This is a genomic window from Hymenobacter coalescens (assembly GCF_054783195.1).
Genome location: NZ_BAAGRA010000016.1, coordinates 352,443 through 368,306 on the forward strand (window position 1 = coordinate 352,443; position 15,864 = coordinate 368,306).

The window sequence follows — 15,864 nt, forward strand, 5'->3', positions numbered from 1 at the left end:
TACGCCAGCCGGCCCGGCCGCGTTGGCGTATCTTCGCGGCCGCCAGCGCCCGACCTCGTCCGTCGGACGTCGCCCCTTTTGCCATGCCCGACCCCATCAGCAGCCCCCAGAACCCGCGCATCAAGGCCTTGCTGCGCCTGCAGCAGAAATCCGCCGAGCGCCGCCAGCTGGGCCTGACCATCGTGGAAGGCCTGCGCGAGCTGACGGTGGCCCGCGCCGCCGGCGTGCCGGTGCCCACCGTGTACGTGTGCCCCGAGCTGCTGCCCGCCGCCGGGCAGCGCGAGCTGCGCCAAGCCCTGGCCGACGACACGGAGTGGTTTGAGGTGTCGCGGGCCGTGTTCGAAAAAGTAGCCTACCGCGAAGGTTCCGACGGCGTGCTGGCCCTGGCCCGCCCGCCGCAGCGCCGCCTGCAAGACCTGCAGCTGCCCCCGAACCCGCTGCTGCTGGTGCTGGAAGCGGTGGAAAAGCCCGGCAACCTGGGCGCCGTGCTCCGCACCGCCGACGCGGCCCAGGCCGACGCCGTCATCGTGTGCGACCCGCGCACCGACCTCTACAACCCCAACGCCATCCGCTCGAGCATCGGCTGCGTGTTTACGGTGCCGGTGGTGGCCACCTCCCGCGAGGAGCTGCTGTCTTGGTGCCGGCAGCACGGCATCCGCACCTACGCCGCCGCCCTCACGCCCACGGCCCGGCCCTACACCGACTACGACTTCCGCGGCCCCACGGCCCTGGTGATGGGCACCGAAGCCGACGGCCTCACGCCCGAGCTGCTGGCTGCCTGCGACGAAACCATCATCATTCCCATGCGCGGCACCATCGATTCGCTGAACGTGAGCACGGCCACGGCGGTGCTCACCTTCGAGGCCGTACGGCAGCGCAGCAACTAAGGACTGGCATCAGCGAGGCCTGAGCGGCTACGTCGGCAGCCATTGCAGCGCGCCATGTGTCACCACGGCGCGCGGCACGAAGTCCGCGTCGAAGGCGCACAGCGCGGCTTCGTAGCCGGGTGCCAACCGACCCAGCTGCTGCTCTAGGCCCAGCACGCGGGCGGGGTAGAGCGTGGCCATACGCAGGCTTTCTTCCAGGGAAAGGCCCACTTGCTCCACGCAGTTGCGCACGGCCTGCAGCATGCTCAGCGCCGAGCCGGCCAGCGTGCCCTGCGCATCCACGAAACGGTCGCCGGCCCGCCGGAACTGGTAGGCGCCCTCGGGGCTCTCCTCCACCGCGTCTGTAATCAGGAACAGCCGCTCACCCATGATTTTGTGGCTAATGCGCACGGCCGCGAAGTCGCAGTGTTGCCCATCGGCGATGATGCTGGCGTGGGCCGCCGCGTCGTCGTACACGGCGCCCACCAGGCCCGGCTCGCGGCTTCCCAGCGCCGACATGGCGTTGAACAGGTGCGTGGCGGCCGTAAAACCCTGCCGGAAGCCACGCTGCGCCTCAGCGAAGGTGGCGTTGGAATGTCCAGCTGAGAGCACCACGCCCGCCGCGCGCAGCCGCGCTACGGCCTCGGGGGTGGCTACTTCGGGCGCCATCGTCACGAGGCGCAGCAGGCCGGGCGCGGCGGCCAGCCATGCTTCTACCTCGGCCAGATCAGGTGCCCGCACAAATTCGGCCCGGTGCGCCCCGCGCTTGGCCGCATTTAGGTAAGGGCCTTCCTGGTGCACGCCCAGCAGGCCCGTGCCAGGCGTGGCCTCGTGGTAGGCGCGGGCGGCCAGCATGGCCTCGTGCATCACTTCCGGGGCGTTGGTGGGCATGGTCGCCACGAAATGCGTGGTGCCCTGCTGGCGCAGCGCTGCTTCCAGGCGCGTGAGCGTCGCCACCGAAGGGTGGGTGGAGAAGAGCACGCCGCCGCCGCCGTACACCTGCAGGTCGATGAGACCAGGAGCCACGCGCAGGCCGTGCAGGTCGTGGCGGGGCACCCCGGCGGGCAGCTCGGCTGCGGGCAGCACCGCCTCGATGCGGTCGGCTTGTATCAGTACGGCGTGGTCGGTCAGCAAGGCCGCACCGGTGTACAGGTGACCATTGATAAGGGCGTAGCGCATGGAGGAAGGGGTACGTAGCAAGTAGCGAGAAATCCGACAGGACCTACGAATGCCGGCGCCAACCGGCCGTGGCCCGGCGTCCGCATGCTGATGGCCGGCCCGAATTTCGGCACTTTCGTTGGGTTGCAGCCCGCACCGGCTTACTTCCGTATCGGGGCTGATACCACCTTTAGCAACGCCGCCCATGAGCATCGAACACCGCACATTCCGCATTTACGGCCGGGTACAGGGCGTATTTTTCCGCCAATCGGCCCAGCAGCAGGCCGACCGGCTGGGTCTGCACGGCTACGCCCGCAACAACGCGGACGACACCGTCACCATCGAAGCCGAAGGCACGAGTGAAGCGTTGGCCGCGCTGGCGCAGTGGTGCCGGCAGGGCCCGCCGCTGGCGCGGGTGGAGAAGGTGGAGGCACAGCCCGGGCCGGTGCAGGGCTACGATGGGTTTGAGGTACGCCGCTAAGCCAGCTGGGCAGCCGGGCGGGCTGGTTCGGCAACGGCGCTGCTGCCCAGCCAGGTAGGTAATATTTCGTATTAACTAAATAATATTATTTATTGGTATGTTATTATGTTTGCGGCCGATGTGCCGTCGACGGCATCCGGTTGCAAAGCCCATCAGTGGCTGCTGGTTTTGCGCGGCGTGAAGATAAAGCGCTGATTGATGGATAAATACGTGTCAATGCTACCCGCTTTTTTGTTTGGACATGAACGTACGCTTATTCTGCTTGCTGTGGGCCGTGCTGGGCGCGGCCTTGCCCGGCCAGGGCCAAACCATTGCCTGGCGCTTTGCTGATGTGCAGCCCTTCGAAGTGAAATCCGTAGCCACCGATGGCGCGGGCAACGCCTACGTTACAGGCCAGTTTCGCGGCACCATCACCCTGGGGCAAACCAGCCTCACCAGCCGCAGCAACACGACCGATGTGCTGGTGGCCAAGTTCAGCCCGCAGGGGCGGGCCGTGTGGGCCACCAGCATCGGGCCGGAACCTTCGGCCGTACCCGTGCGCTACCAAAGCTCCGCCACCGCTCACGATATCAGCGTGAACCCGCTCACCGGCGAGGCCTACGTCGTGGCCGGCTTCGTGGGCACCATCACCCGCAACACCGGCGGCGGCGCCCTGACCAGCTTCGGCGTAGCCAGTCCCGACGTGACCAACTTTCCGAGCGTGCTGGTGCTCAAACTGCTGCCGCGGGGCCAGGTCGACTGGGCACGTCGCGCCGGTAACAGTATCCGGCCAGTTATCGGCTCCGGCATCGCCACCGATTTGCGGGGCAATAGCTACGTGACCGGGGAAACCTCTGGCACCGTCCACTTCGACGATGGCTACGACCTGGTGCTGGGCAGCCGGCAGTTGATGATTTTCTCCCTGGATTACGACGGCCGCACGCGCTGGGGGGCCTCCGCCCCCACCCCGCTTAGCGCTGCGGGGCTGGACATCGGCGTCGATGCGCAGCACGGATGCTACGTGGTGGGCCGCTTTGTGGGGCCTTTGCGGTGGGGCAGCGTCCAGCTCGACGGCTTGGGGGCGAATAGCACGGCCTTCGTTGGGCGGCTGGATCAGCGCACCGGGGCAATGAGTTGGGCCCGGCAGGGAAACGGTGGTGCCGGTGTAGACAACCAAGCCCAATCCATAGCTGTTGATGCCCTGGGTAACAGCTTTGTCGCCGGATTGGCTTCCCCGGGCACCAACGTGATATTCGGTTACCTCAGCCCCAACACGGGCAACAACGTTGGCGCTTTTGTCGCGCGACTCGACGCTGGCGGCACCCCCGACTGGGTGCGAATCGTGAACAACGTCCAAGAGGCCGGCAATTTCAAAGACATCCAGGTGGCCAACCTCTCGCCGCTGCCCCTGCTGCAGCAGGCCCTCGTGGCCTACGCCACGCCACGAACCCGCGCGGGCTCCTCGCTACGGCTGCTGACGTACGAGCCCGACGGCGACGCGCAAATGCTAACCAGCATCGACCCCGTTTCCAGCGGCAGCATCAGCGCGCCGCAGGGCCTGGCCGTCGCGCCCGGCGGGGCTTCGCTGCAGGCGCAGGTGTATCTGGGCGGCTACTTTGAGGGCAGCGTGCGGGCAGGCGCGGCCACGCTCACGACCACCGGCCGGGCGGGCTTTCTGGCGGGCACCACGTACCGCTTTGCCCGGCGCAGCATCGACTGGAGCACGCTGCGCATGTACCCCAATCCGGCGAGCGAGCAGCTGACGCTGCGGCTGCCCGGCAGGGGCCGGGCGCAAGTGGTGCTCTACAACCACTTCGGGCACGCCGTGCGCGAACTGAGTGTGGCCGACAGCAGCACCGATGCCGACCTCTTACTCGACGTGCGCAGCCTGCCCGCCGGGCTCTACACCCTGCGGGTGACCAGCGGAGGCGAGTCAGAAAGCCGGCAGTTACAGGTGCAATAAGCCCTGCCGCTGCCGCATTGCCCTGGGAGGGCTTGCCGGATCAGGTCGACCTGATCCGGCAAGCCCTTTCCTCGTTGGCAAGCCGAAAAGGCTGGTGCCAGGCGCAACGCGTCGTTCATGTCCGGTGTTGACAGAAATTTCGCTCGGGCACAGCTCCGTTCGCTGTGGCTGACCTGACCAGTAGTGGCCAGTGCTTCACCCCCAGTTCAGAACAAGCCAGGCTTGGCGGGGCTTGGCGTTGGTAAGCAAGTTTTTTTCCGCGTCGGTGACCAAGCACCACCGGCTTCGGGCGGTAGTCTCCGGGGCTGGTAATACCCTTGCGCGTACCCCGGCGGCGGCCGGAAGCCGCACCCCGGTTTCGCAAGCACCGTGAAATTCAGCACTGACACCTGCTCGTCGAAAATGTGGGCGTCGTGGCCGCAGCGAGTGGAAGCGGAAAAAACGGCGCGTCGATTTTATCCCGGGTGCTAAAAGGGGATATTGCGGCGATGAACAAAGGATTGCTGACCAATCTGCTCCGCCAAGCGGGCCTCATGCACGCCGCCGACCGCCTGCGCTACGGGCTCATGCGCTACCGCAACCGGCAACTGAACCAGGCCTGGCGGGCAGCCCATCCGAACGTGGTCTTGCCGCCGGATTACCTGATGTACGAGTCCTTTCAACTCAACTACCGCAAGTACTACGAAGGAGGGCGCGACACGGCCGTTTGGGTACGCGACCACCTGGGCCGCCACCTGGAACTGCAGAACGCCCACATCCTCGACTGGGGCTGCGGCCCCGGTCGCGTCGTTCGCCACCTGCCCGAAGTAGTAAACCGTGGCTGCCGCTACTCCGGCACCGACTACAACCCGCAATCCATCAAGTGGTGCCGCGAAAACCTGCCCGGCATCAGCTTTCTGCTCAACGAGCTGAATCCACCCCTGCAGGCCGCGGCCAATAGCTTCGACGCTGTGTACGGCATTTCCATTTTTACCCACCTTTCCGCTGCCGCCCACCAGCGCTGGTACGACGAGTTGATGCGCGTCACGCGCCCGGGCGGGGTACTGCTGTTCACCACCCACGGCGCCGCCTTTCACCAGATTATGACCGAGGTCGAGCGCGCCACTTTCGATGCGGGGCAGCTCGTCGTCCGCAGCAACGTGGACGAGGGCCACCGCGTCTTCGCCGCGTTCCAGCCGCCCAGCTACTTGCAGAAGCTGTTTGGGCAGCAAGCCGAAGTGCTGGAGCACCTGCCCGGCCAGCGCCACGGCGGCAGCGCCAGCCAAGACGTGTGGCTGCTGCGCAAGCGGTAACCCTGCATACAAACGCCCAGAGCGAGGCCGCAGCCGCGCCCTGGGCGTCTTCGAGACCGGCAAATTACCGAATGAGCAACTCCGGGCTGGGTACCACCGTGCGGATGACATAACCCGCCCCGCCCGCCTGAGCAGCCGAAGCGGTACCGTTGAATACCAAGCTGCCACCGCCGTTGCCACCGTTGCCGCCGCAGGCACCGCCGCCGGAGCCGCCCGTTTGCGTCGTCGAGAAAGCGTCGGTGCCCGCTGCCCCGCCGTTGGCTTGCAGCGTGCCCGCTACGGAAGCGGTGGCGCTGGAAATCAAGTGGATGATGCCGCCGCCGCCGCCGCCACCCCCGCCCGCACCGTTGGTGCCGCCGTTGGTGTTGATGCCACCCGCGCCGGCGCCGCCGTTTGCCCGAATGCTTCCCGACACGGTGAGGTTGCCCTGGGCGGCGAGAAGCACGATGCCCCCAGCGCCACCTCCGCCGCCGCCTACGTCACCAGTAGTAGCGGTATTAGTTGCGCTGTTGCCGTTGGCATTGATGCTGCCCCCGGCTGCCAGCGTGAGGGTGCCGCGGGCCACGATGGCAATCGAGCCGCCGCCTTCTCCGCCCGTGCCGTTGAGCGTTCGGTCGCCAGCGCCGCCAGCAGCCACCGGGGCGTATGTAAGACCGGCCGCCGAAACCGAACTCATCCCGATTCCGCCGGTAATGGTGCCCGGAGCAGAACGGGCTACTCCCGGGTGCGGGGCCCCGTTACCGTTGTCTTCGGCCCCGCTGGTCACGGTGATGGTGCCGGTGATGGTTACATCGCCGGTGCAGCGAATGACCGTCCCGCTGGGTACAATCAGATTGCCGGAGATATTGAGGGTGGTAAACTGCAGGTGATGCCGCCCCGCCAGCGAATTGAAGCCGCTGGTGGTAGTCAGATCAAGGGTGTTGCCCGTCGCGATGTTGAAGGCGCCCGCCGATCCGTCGCCGTATTGCCCCAGCGCGCCGGCCGGTCCCTGTGGGCCTTGCGGCCCTTGGGAACCCTGCGGGCCTGTGGCCCCCGTAGCACCTACCGGGCCCTGAGCACCCAGCTGAATCCAGCCCGTGCCGGTGTAGTAATAATAGCCCGGCGTGCCGTCGGTTTGATACACCAGCAGCCCGGCGCTTTGGGCCGTGACGGGGATCTGCCCGCGCTGGCTCTGCAACATGCGTGGCGGCAGAAAGCCCCGGTTTGTGGAGTTAACGTCGAGGGCCGCCGCGCCGTCGGGCTGGGTGGTGCCGATGCCGATGCCTTGGGCTTGCGCCGAGTAAACGGCGCTCGTGAATGTGGTGAGGAGTAAAAGATACCGGAGGAGTAAGCTTTTCTTCATGCAAAGTGGCGGAAGGAGAGGAGCGAATCAGGCAGCAAAATTATATAGTATTAAGCCTATTTTATGCTGTTTAGCAGATTTGTGGTGCCGTTTGGCCAAACAAAAAAGGCGCAGCCGAAGCCGCGCCTTTTTCTAAAAACAAGCAGGAAACCTTAGTCAGCTTTCTTGGCCGAGCGCAGACGCTCGTTTTCGTCGAGCAGGATTTTGCGCATGCGGATCGACTTCGGCGTCACTTCCAGGTACTCATCCTTCTGGATGTATTCCATGGCGTCTTCCAGCGAGAACTGGCGCTTCGGTACGATTTTCACGTTTTCGTCGGAGCCCGAAGCACGCATGTTCGTGAGCTTCTTGCCCTTCTGGATGTTGATGGTCAAATCGTTCGGGCGGGTGTGCTCGCCGATAACCTGGCCAGCGTACACTTCCTCCCCCGGATCCACGAAGAACTCGCCGCGGTCCTGCATCTTGTCGATGGTGTAGGCGGTGCCGGCACCGGTTTCCATCGAGATGAGCGAGCCGCTGATGCGGCCGGGAATCGGGCCTTTGTAGGGCTCGTAGCTCTGGAAGCGGTGGTTCATGATGGCCTCACCGGCGGTGGCGGTCAGCACGTTGTTACGCAGCCCGATCAGGCCGCGCGACGGGATGTTGAACTCCAGGTGCTGCAGGTCGCCCTTGGGCTCCATGATGGTCAGTTCGCCCTTGCGCATGGTCACCAGTTCGATAACCTTGCCGGCAGTTTCCTCCGGCACGTCCACCACCAGGTGTTCGATGGGCTCCAGGCGGTTGCCGTTGTCGTCCTCCTTGTAGAGCACCTGCGGCTGGCCTACCTGCAGTTCGTAGCCTTCGCGGCGCATCGTTTCGATGAGTACCGACAAGTGAAGGATACCGCGGCCGTACACCAGGAAGGTGTCTTCGCGGTCGGTTTCCTGCACGCGCAGGGCCAGGTTCTTCTCCGTTTCCTTGTACAGACGGTCGCGCAGGTGACGCGAGGTCACGAACTTGCCTTCCTTGCCGAAGAACGGCGAGTTGTTGATGGTGAACAGCATGTTCATCGTCGGCTCGTCGATGCTGATGCGGGTCAGCGCCTCCGGGTTTTCGGCGTCGGCGATGGTGTCGCCGATGTCGAAGCCTTCAATGCCCGTTACGGCGCAAATTTCACCGGCCTGCACTTCGGCTACCTTGGCTTTGCCCAGGCCTTCGAATACTTGCAGTTCTTTGATCTTCACCTTCTTCACGGAACCGTCGGCCTTCATCAGGCTCATGTTCGAGCCCTCTTTCAGGATGCCGCGCTGCACGCGCCCGATGGCAATCCGGCCCACGAAGGCCGAGTAGTCGAGCGAAGTCACCTGCATCTGCGGGGTGCCCTCGTAGAAGGGAGCCGGCGGGATGGAGGCAATAACGGCGTCGAGCAGCGGGGTGATGTCCTCGGTCTTCTGCTTCCAGTCGGTGCTCATCCAGCCTTGCTTGCTGGAGCCGTACAGCGTCACGAAGTCCAGCTGGTCTTCGGTGGCGCCGAGGTTAAACATCAGGTCGAACACCTGCTCGTGCACTTCGTCGGGGCGGCAGTTTTCCTTATCGACTTTGTTGACTACCACGATGGGCTTTAGGCCCAGGTCGATGGCTTTGCCCAGCACGAAGCGGGTCTGGGGCATGGCCCCTTCGAAGGCGTCGACGAGCAGCAGCACGCCGTCGGCCATCTTCAGCACGCGCTCCACCTCGCCGCCGAAGTCGGCGTGACCGGGAGTGTCAATGATGTTGATTTTAACGTCTTTGTAACGAACCGATACGTTTTTCGAAACGATGGTAATGCCACGTTCACGCTCCAGGTCGTTGTTGTCCAGGATCAGGTCGTCGAAATGCTGGTGCTCACTGAAGAGCTTCGACGCGTGAATGATCTTGTCCACGAGCGTGGTTTTGCCGTGGTCAACGTGGGCGATAATGGCGATGTTGCGGATGTTCTGCATGAGAGCGGTTTTGCGGGTGCAAAGGTACGGAATGTTCCTCGCAAATGCTTGTTAACCTTAATGTTTCAGAGCAAACCGTACTGGTGCTTAGCTCCGTAGGTAGGACGAACGAATCCCCAAACCGCCGCGTTCTGCTGCTAGTTCCGCACTTTGGCCGGTGAAAGAACCCGGCTTATCGCTCCCATGAAAATTTCTTCTTTGCTGCTTAGCTTGCTGTGCCTGACCTCCTTGCCAGCCTGCTCCCAAAACAAAAAGTCCGGCGCTGCCGACAAGACGGCGGCGCCCGTTCAGCTGACCTCGGCCCAGCAATACCCCCAGGCCCAACCCGCGACGGGCAAGCCCGACGAGTTTCCCATTCGCAAAACCGACGCGCAATGGAAGGCCCAGCTCACACCCGATCAATACTACATCCTGCGCCAGCAGGGCACCGAGCGGCCTTTTACCGGCAAGTACCACGACAACCACGCGAAGGGCAACTACTACTGCGCCGCCGACCACAACCTGCTTTTTACTTCCGATACCAAGTTTGAGTCGGGTACGGGCTGGCCGAGCTTCTGGGCGCCGGCCACCAACGAAAGCCTGAAAGTAACCACCGATAACACGTACGGCATGAGCCGCGACGAGCTGTTGTGCGCTAAATGCGGTGGTCACCTTGGGCACGTTTTCAACGACGGCCCCAAGCCTACCGGCCTGCGCTACTGCATGGACGGCAACGGAATGGTGTTCGAAAAGCGCAAATAAGCCAGCCGCCGTTTTCGGCAACTGGTATTTGCGTGACGCAGCCCCGGGTTTATCCCATAACGCTCGGCGAAAGCCGGAGTGATGCCAGCCCTGGGCCCGGGGCCAATCCGCCTTGCCCGTCGGGTGCGTTTATGCAGTCCGGCTGCAGCAATTTTGCGGTTCCGATTGTCTCAGTTTCTTCTGTTGCCCGTTGCGCATGACCCCAGACCCCATCAGTACCCTACAAGCCAGCTTGGCACCGGCGCGTCAGCGTCTGCTTGACCACGCGGTATACCAGTCGCTGCACTCACTAGATGACCTGCGCGTATTTATGGAGCACCACGTTTTTGCCGTGTGGGACTTCATGTCGCTGCTCAAAGCCCTGCAGCGCGAACTGACGTGCACCACGGTGCCCTGGGTGCCGCGCGGCAACCCCAGTACGCGCCGCCTCATCAACGAAATCGTGTTGGAGGAGGAAACCGATGTCGATCCGGAGGGGCAGCCCACCAGCCATTTCGAGCTGTACCTGCGTGCCATGCGCGAGTGCGGGGCTGATACCGCGCCGGTGCAGCGCCTGCTCGATGCGTTGGCAGCCGGGGCCAGCGTCGAGGCTGGTCTGGAGGCCGCCGGGGCTCCGGCCAGCGTGCGGACCTTCGTGCAACACACCTTCGCGGTGGTGCGGTCGGGCCAGCCGCACGCGGTGGCCGCCGCCTTTACTTTCGGCCGGGAAGACGTGATTCCGGCCATGTTCCGTCACCTCGTGCACGACCTGCGTCAGCGTTTCCCCGGGCAGCTGGATACATTTACCTACTACCTCGACCGGCACATCGAACTCGACGAGCAGGCGCACGCCCCGCTGGCCCAGCAGGTGGTGCGCGAGCTGTGCGCCGACGAGGCAGCGAAGTGGGCGCAGGCCGCCACGGTCGCGCGCCAGTGCATGGAGGCGCGCGTTGCGCTGTGGGATGGCATCCGGGCTGCGCTGCCGGTGCCGGCCGGTTAAGGCAAACATCGGCGCGGCACTTGCGTTCAGCAGGGTAGGGGTGGCGCATTCAGGCGCCGGCCCAGCCGCTCATGAACTCATTACGCCGTTTTGTCTTTTGCACCACCGCGCTGCTACCGCTGACCTTGGCTTCCTGCACTTCCTCCGATAGCGCTTTGGAAGCCGACCGTGCCCCGGCCGAAATCAATTCGGACGCCGACCGTCAGGCCGCCTACAACCGCGGGGTCGGCACGGGCAGCGCCACGCCCGATGCTACCCCGGGCCGGGTGCCTCAGGTGCGCGAACAGGCAGCCGCTTCCGGCGGCCGGCAGCGCATCGAATCGGTAAATACCAACGACCCGAATAACACCACCCAGGAGGAGCGCATGCGCCGCATTCAGGGCAACCCCGGCGTTACGGGAACGGATTCGTTGCGGCGGCCCTAAGACCCTGCCCCCCACGACAACGCCCCGGCCACCCGTGCGAAACGGGTGGCCGGGGCGTTGTCGTGGGGGGCAGGCTAGATATCGTTGACGGCTGGTGTGGTGTCGGCCGGTGCCGTGGCATTGGTGTTAGCTGAGCGGCTGCGGCCGGCGGCTGAGGTACGCGAGCGGTTGGCCCGGGACGGGGCCGCGGGTTGGGCTGCTGCCGGTGCCGCTGCCGGTACAGCAGTAGCCGGGCGGCGCGGCGCTGGCTTGCGGGCGGGTGCCGTGGTGCGTGGGGCGGCAGCAGCGGCCGGTTGCGGGGCTGCGGACGTCGCTGGGTCGGCCTTGACGCTCTCTTGCGACGTGGGCATGGTGGTTCCCAGGGCCTCTTCCAGCAGTTGATGGGTTTCCTGCTCCAAGCGTGCGGTAGCTTCGGCTACCACCTCCCGGATTCGGGCTTTGGTTTCTTGCCGGACGCGCTTCACCAATTCTTTCAGGCGCCGGTCCAGGTCTTTCTGCGCTTGCTTGGCGGCCGTTTTGGCGAGGCGCTTCTGCTCTTTTTTCGATAGCTGTGGCTCCGCGATGGGAAGGTCGATGCTGGTGTGGGCCGCCGCCAGAGAGGCTGCCTTACGTAGGGCTTTGGCCGCTTTTTCTTCGGCTTTCAGGGCTTTGCGCTCGGTTTTGCTCAGTTCCTTCTTGCTCATTTTCTTGCCAGGTTTTGCCTCCGGCTGGGTTGCCAGCGGTAGAGTGTTCGTAGGGGTAGCGGCCATGATGTGGTGGGATTAAACAACCTGTGCTGTTTGACGCGTAAATCAAGGTAATTGTTATCAATCCGTTATGTTAAGTTTTTTGCACTGGCCGGCGCCCACGTAACCGGCTGAACGCCGCAATTGTAGCCCAATCGTCCTTTCTTTGCGCTTTCAAATTTGAATTTGTTTGGCTGCCGGCTCCGGTGCCGCGCGGCCTTCGTTGTTTTCCTTCCCGATGCAAACTGTTCCTCAACGCTATACCGTCACGGCCGCGCTGCCCTATGCCAACGGCCCGGTGCACATCGGCCACCTGGCCGGTGTGTACCTGCCCGCCGACATCTACGTGCGCTACCAGCGCGCCCAGGGCCGCGACGTGAAGTTTATCTGCGGCTCCGACGAGCACGGCGTGCCCATCACCATCCGCGCCCAGAAGGAGGGCGTCACGCCCCAGCAAGTGGTCGATAAGTACCACGCCATCATCCGCGACTCGTTCAAAGACTTCGGCGTGTCGTTCGACATCTACGCGCGCACCTCCAACGACACGCACCGCCAAACGGCCTCCGACTTCTTCCGCAAGATGTACGAGGCCGGGCAGTTCACCGAGCAAACCTCCCAGCAGTACTACGACGAAGAAGCCCAGCAATTTCTAGCTGACCGCTACATTGTGGGCACTTGCCCTACCTGCGCCAACGAAAACGCTTACGGCGACCAGTGCGAGCGGTGCGGCTCCTCGCTGAGCCCGACGGAGCTCATCAACCCGCGCTCCATGCTCTCCGGCAACCAACCGGTGCTGCGCGAAACCAAGCACTGGTACCTCCCGCTGGATCAGTACGAGCCCTGGCTGCGCGAGTGGATCATCGAAGGCCACAAGCAAGACTGGAAAACCAACGTGTACGGCCAGTGCAAATCGTGGATTGACCAGGGCCTGCACCCGCGCGCCGTCACCCGCGACCTGGACTGGGGCGTGCCCGTGCCCGTGGAGGGCGCCGAGGGCAAGGTGCTCTACGTGTGGTTCGACGCGCCCATCGGCTACATCTCGGCCACCAAAGACCTGCTGCCCGACGGCGAGTGGCAGAAGTACTGGCAGGACCCGGGCACCAAGCTGCTGCACTTCATCGGCAAGGACAACATCGTGTTCCACTGCATCATCTTCCCGGCGATGCTCAAGGCCCACGGCGACTTCATCCTGCCCGACAACGTGCCCGCCAACGAGTTTCTAAACCTGGAAGGCGACAAGATTTCGACCTCGCGCAACTGGGCCGTGTGGCTGCACGAATACCTGCAGGATTTTCCCGGCAAGGCCGACGTGCTGCGCTACGTGCTCTGCGCCAACGCCCCCGAAACCAAGGACAACGACTTCACCTGGAAGGACTTCCAGGCGCGCAACAACAACGAGCTGGTCGCCAACCTCGGCAACTTTGTGAACCGCGCCGTGGTGCTCACCCACAAGTTCTTCGGCGGCCAGGTACCGGCCGCCGGCGAGCTGACCGCCGCCGACCAGGAAGTATTCGCCCAGCTGGCCGACTTCCCGCAGCGCATCGGGGAACTGATTGAAAACTACCGCTTCCGCGACGCGCTCAATGAGCTGATGAACCTCACGCGCCTGGGCAACAAGTACCTGGCCGACATGGAGCCCTGGAAGCTCATCAAGACCGACGAGACCCGCACCGGCACCGTGCTGCACGTGGCCCTGCAGCTGGCTGCCAGCCTTGTCACGCTGCTGGAACCGTTTCTGCCCGAAGCTGCCGGCAACCTCGGCCGCATGCTGAACACCGAAAAAGCCTCTTGGGCCACGGCCGGCAACTCCCGCGCCCTGCCCGCCGGTCACCAGCTCGGTGAAGCCTTCCTGCTCTTCGACAAAATCGAGGACAAGACCGTGGAAACCCAGGTGCAGAAGCTGCTCGACACCAAACTAGCCAATCAGCTGGCCAACACGCCTGTGCAGCCGGCCAAGGAAAACGTGTCGTTCGAGGAGTTTGGCCGCATGGATCTGCGCATCGGCACCATCCTCGCAGCTGAAAAGGTCGCCAAGACCAAAAAGCTGCTCAAGCTGACCGTGGATACCGGTCTTGACCAGCGCACCATCGTCTCGGGTATCGCCGAACATTTCATTCCCGAGGCCTTGGTGGGCCAGCAAGTGCTGGTACTCCTGAACCTCGCCCCGCGCGAAATCAAGGGCATCGAAAGCCAGGGCATGCTGCTGATGGCCGAAAACGCCGACGGCAAGCTCAGCCTGATGCAGCCCGGCCAGCCCGTGCGGCCTGGTTCGTTCGTGGCGTAGCTCTACTCAGAAACGCAAAAGCCCCGCCGTAAGCATACGGCGGGGCTTTTGCGTTATATTGACAAAACTTGGTTGAATTAGATCGGCGCAACCGTTTGGCTTAAAGCTCGCAGGAGAGCAGTCAACCGATCCAAGTCAACGGCGGCAAATGGTGCTTCGCCTACAAGAACTCGTTTGAGCTCGGCTGCATCATCAAATAGGGAGCCTATGACCGGTTGAGGATGTTCCAGGTTTTGTCACTTCTCCGTCGGGACGAGGGCATAATAATCTGTTTCTAGGTCAAAGCGCGCACTGATGCTTCCGAGATAAACAATGGCTCTTTGAAACAGAAAAGCTAATTCCTCAACGTCGACTTGCATAAAGGATTTACTTCACGTTCACCACGTTCATGGCCCGCTCAATGCCCAGCGTGCCGAAGGCCAGCACCGCCTCGGCGGCTTTTTCCAGGCGTAGCGGCAGGTCAATCTGCTCGTCGGCCGAAAAGGGGCTGAGCACATAGTCCACCTGCCGGCCCTTGCTGAAGCTGGAGTCGATGCCGAAGCGCAGGCGGGCGTACTCGTCGGTGCCCAGCGTCTCTTGGATGTGCTTCAGGCCGTTCTGCCCGCCGGCCGAGCCTTTGCCTTTCAGGCGCAGCTTGCCGAAGGGCAGGGCGAGGTCGTCGGTTACCACCAGCATCTGTTCCTTTTCCAGCTTCAGCGTGCTGAGCCAGTGCGCGGCGGCCTTGCCGCTCAGGTTCATGTAGGTGGTGGGCTTCACCAGCACGAAGGTTTTGCCCTTGTGCTTGATTTCGGTGGTGAAAGCGTGCCGGCCCAGCACCCAGGGCGCCGCCTCGAATTTGCGGGCCAGGTAGTCACCCACCATAAAGCCCACGTTGTGCCGCGTATCCGCGTACTCCGGCCCGATGTTGCCCAGGCAGAGGATCAGAAATTTCATACAGAAGTCTTACTGGGGCGCAAACGTAAAAAATCCTGCCCCGCCGCGAGGCGAAGCAGGATTTTCTCTTGCGCGAAACGCGAAGAAATTACTTCTCAGCTTGCAGCTGGCCACGCAGACCACGCGGGATGGCCACGGTCGCAATCGGGGACAGCGGGTTGGTCAGGATCTGGTAGCCGGTGGTTTCCACCTTGCTTACCTTGATCGACTTGCCCAGGCCCAGGTCGCCGATGTTCACCTCCACGAAGTCGGGCAGGTTCTCGGGCAGGGCCTTTACTTTCAGCTTGCGCAGCTTCGATACGAGCTTGCCGCCTTGCTGCACGCCCGGCGAAACGCCTACGTACTTGATCGGCACGTCCATCTTCACCTCTTTGCCTTCCTGCAGCTGCAAAAAGTCAACGTGCAGCAGCATCTCGTTCACGGGGTGGAACTGGGCGTCCTGCACGATGGCGCGGTACGTGTCGCCTTCGATGTTCAGATCAACGATGTGCACCTCCGGGGTGTACAGCAGCTCACGGAACAGAATGGCCGGCACGTGGAAGTGCACCTGCGTCTCGCCGCCGTACATCACGCACGGTACGTACGACTCCAGGCGCAGACGCTTGGCCTCTTTCTTGCCGAGATTCGCTCTTTTAAACCCTACAATCTCCAGGCTTTTCATAATACTGGTGTTGAAAAAGTGTGGTCCGGTTAAAGACCTTGAAATGAAACTGTTCCGCCCGGCCAGTGCAGCCG

At 63.4% G+C, this 15,864-nt stretch carries 14 protein-coding genes; 8 read left to right on the forward strand and 6 right to left on the reverse strand.

The annotated features are described in order from the left end of the window. Positions 1-83 precede the first annotated feature (83 nt). Complete coding sequence (locus tag ACYVKQ_RS12930; RefSeq protein WP_460675759.1) at positions 84-887, forward strand: TrmH family RNA methyltransferase; 804 nt, start codon at positions 84-86, stop codon at positions 885-887. 27 nt (positions 888-914) lie between these two features. Here the strand turns inward: ACYVKQ_RS12930 and nagA are convergent, their stop codons facing one another. Next, the gene (gene nagA / locus ACYVKQ_RS12935; protein ID WP_460675760.1) at positions 915-2,045 is read right to left on the reverse strand and encodes an N-acetylglucosamine-6-phosphate deacetylase; all 1,131 of its coding nucleotides are present in this window, start codon (positions 2,043-2,045) and stop codon (positions 915-917) included. A gap of 184 nt (positions 2,046-2,229) precedes the next feature. Between nagA and ACYVKQ_RS12940 the strand changes: the two genes are divergently transcribed. The 3 genes from ACYVKQ_RS12940 (at position 2,230) to ACYVKQ_RS12950 (ending at position 5,739) form a co-directional block, all read left to right on the forward strand. Continuing rightward, a complete protein-coding gene (locus ACYVKQ_RS12940) occupies positions 2,230-2,505 on the forward strand; it encodes an acylphosphatase (RefSeq protein WP_460675761.1) in 276 nt (91 codons plus the stop codon). A gap of 241 nt (positions 2,506-2,746) precedes the next feature. Beyond that, positions 2,747-4,447: an SBBP repeat-containing protein gene (locus ACYVKQ_RS12945; protein ID WP_460675762.1), complete on the forward strand. Its 1,701-nt coding sequence runs from the start codon at positions 2,747-2,749 to the stop codon at positions 4,445-4,447. Positions 4,448-4,935: 488 nt separating this feature from the next. Then, complete coding sequence (locus tag ACYVKQ_RS12950; RefSeq protein ID WP_460675763.1) at positions 4,936-5,739, forward strand: class I SAM-dependent methyltransferase; 804 nt, start codon at positions 4,936-4,938, stop codon at positions 5,737-5,739. 64 nt (positions 5,740-5,803) lie between these two features. Here ACYVKQ_RS12950 and ACYVKQ_RS12955 read toward each other — a convergent pair whose 3' ends face one another. Then, positions 5,804-7,081, reverse strand: a complete 1,278-nt coding sequence (locus tag ACYVKQ_RS12955) for a hypothetical protein (protein ID WP_460675764.1) — start codon at positions 7,079-7,081, stop codon at positions 5,804-5,806. A 152-nt stretch (positions 7,082-7,233) separates the two neighbouring features. Then, a complete protein-coding gene (gene typA / locus ACYVKQ_RS12960) occupies positions 7,234-9,042 on the reverse strand; it encodes a translational GTPase TypA (protein WP_460675765.1) in 1,809 nt (602 codons plus the stop codon). Between the two features lie 183 nt (positions 9,043-9,225). Here typA and msrB point away from each other — a divergent pair, with 183 nt between their 5' ends. From msrB to ACYVKQ_RS12975, 3 genes are all read left to right on the forward strand, one after another. Further along, entirely contained in the window at positions 9,226-9,783 is a 558-nt protein-coding gene (msrB, locus tag ACYVKQ_RS12965) for a peptide-methionine (R)-S-oxide reductase MsrB (protein ID WP_460675766.1), read from the forward strand. A gap of 196 nt (positions 9,784-9,979) precedes the next feature. Further along, positions 9,980-10,762, forward strand: coding sequence for a DUF3050 domain-containing protein (locus tag ACYVKQ_RS12970; protein ID WP_460675767.1), 783 nt, complete (start codon positions 9,980-9,982; stop codon positions 10,760-10,762). Between the two features lie 155 nt (positions 10,763-10,917). Next, the gene (locus ACYVKQ_RS12975) at positions 10,918-11,187 is read left to right on the forward strand and encodes a hypothetical protein (RefSeq protein WP_460675768.1); all 270 of its coding nucleotides are present in this window, start codon (positions 10,918-10,920) and stop codon (positions 11,185-11,187) included. Positions 11,188-11,261: 74 nt separating this feature from the next. Here the strand turns inward: ACYVKQ_RS12975 and ACYVKQ_RS12980 are convergent, their stop codons facing one another. Then, a complete protein-coding gene (locus tag ACYVKQ_RS12980; RefSeq protein WP_460675769.1) occupies positions 11,262-11,936 on the reverse strand; it encodes a hypothetical protein in 675 nt (224 codons plus the stop codon). Positions 11,937-12,150: 214 nt separating this feature from the next. Between ACYVKQ_RS12980 and metG the strand changes: the two genes are divergently transcribed. Next, positions 12,151-14,196 (forward strand): methionine--tRNA ligase, encoded by a 2,046-nt coding sequence (gene metG / locus ACYVKQ_RS12985; protein ID WP_460675770.1) that lies wholly within the window; start codon positions 12,151-12,153, stop codon positions 14,194-14,196. Between the two features lie 366 nt (positions 14,197-14,562). Here metG and pth read toward each other — a convergent pair whose 3' ends face one another. Continuing rightward, the gene (pth, locus tag ACYVKQ_RS12990) at positions 14,563-15,129 is read right to left on the reverse strand and encodes an aminoacyl-tRNA hydrolase (protein ID WP_460675771.1); all 567 of its coding nucleotides are present in this window, start codon (positions 15,127-15,129) and stop codon (positions 14,563-14,565) included. 88 nt (positions 15,130-15,217) lie between these two features. Then, positions 15,218-15,790: a 50S ribosomal protein L25/general stress protein Ctc gene (locus ACYVKQ_RS12995; protein ID WP_460675772.1), complete on the reverse strand. Its 573-nt coding sequence runs from the start codon at positions 15,788-15,790 to the stop codon at positions 15,218-15,220. Between the last annotated feature and the right edge of the window lie 74 nt (positions 15,791-15,864).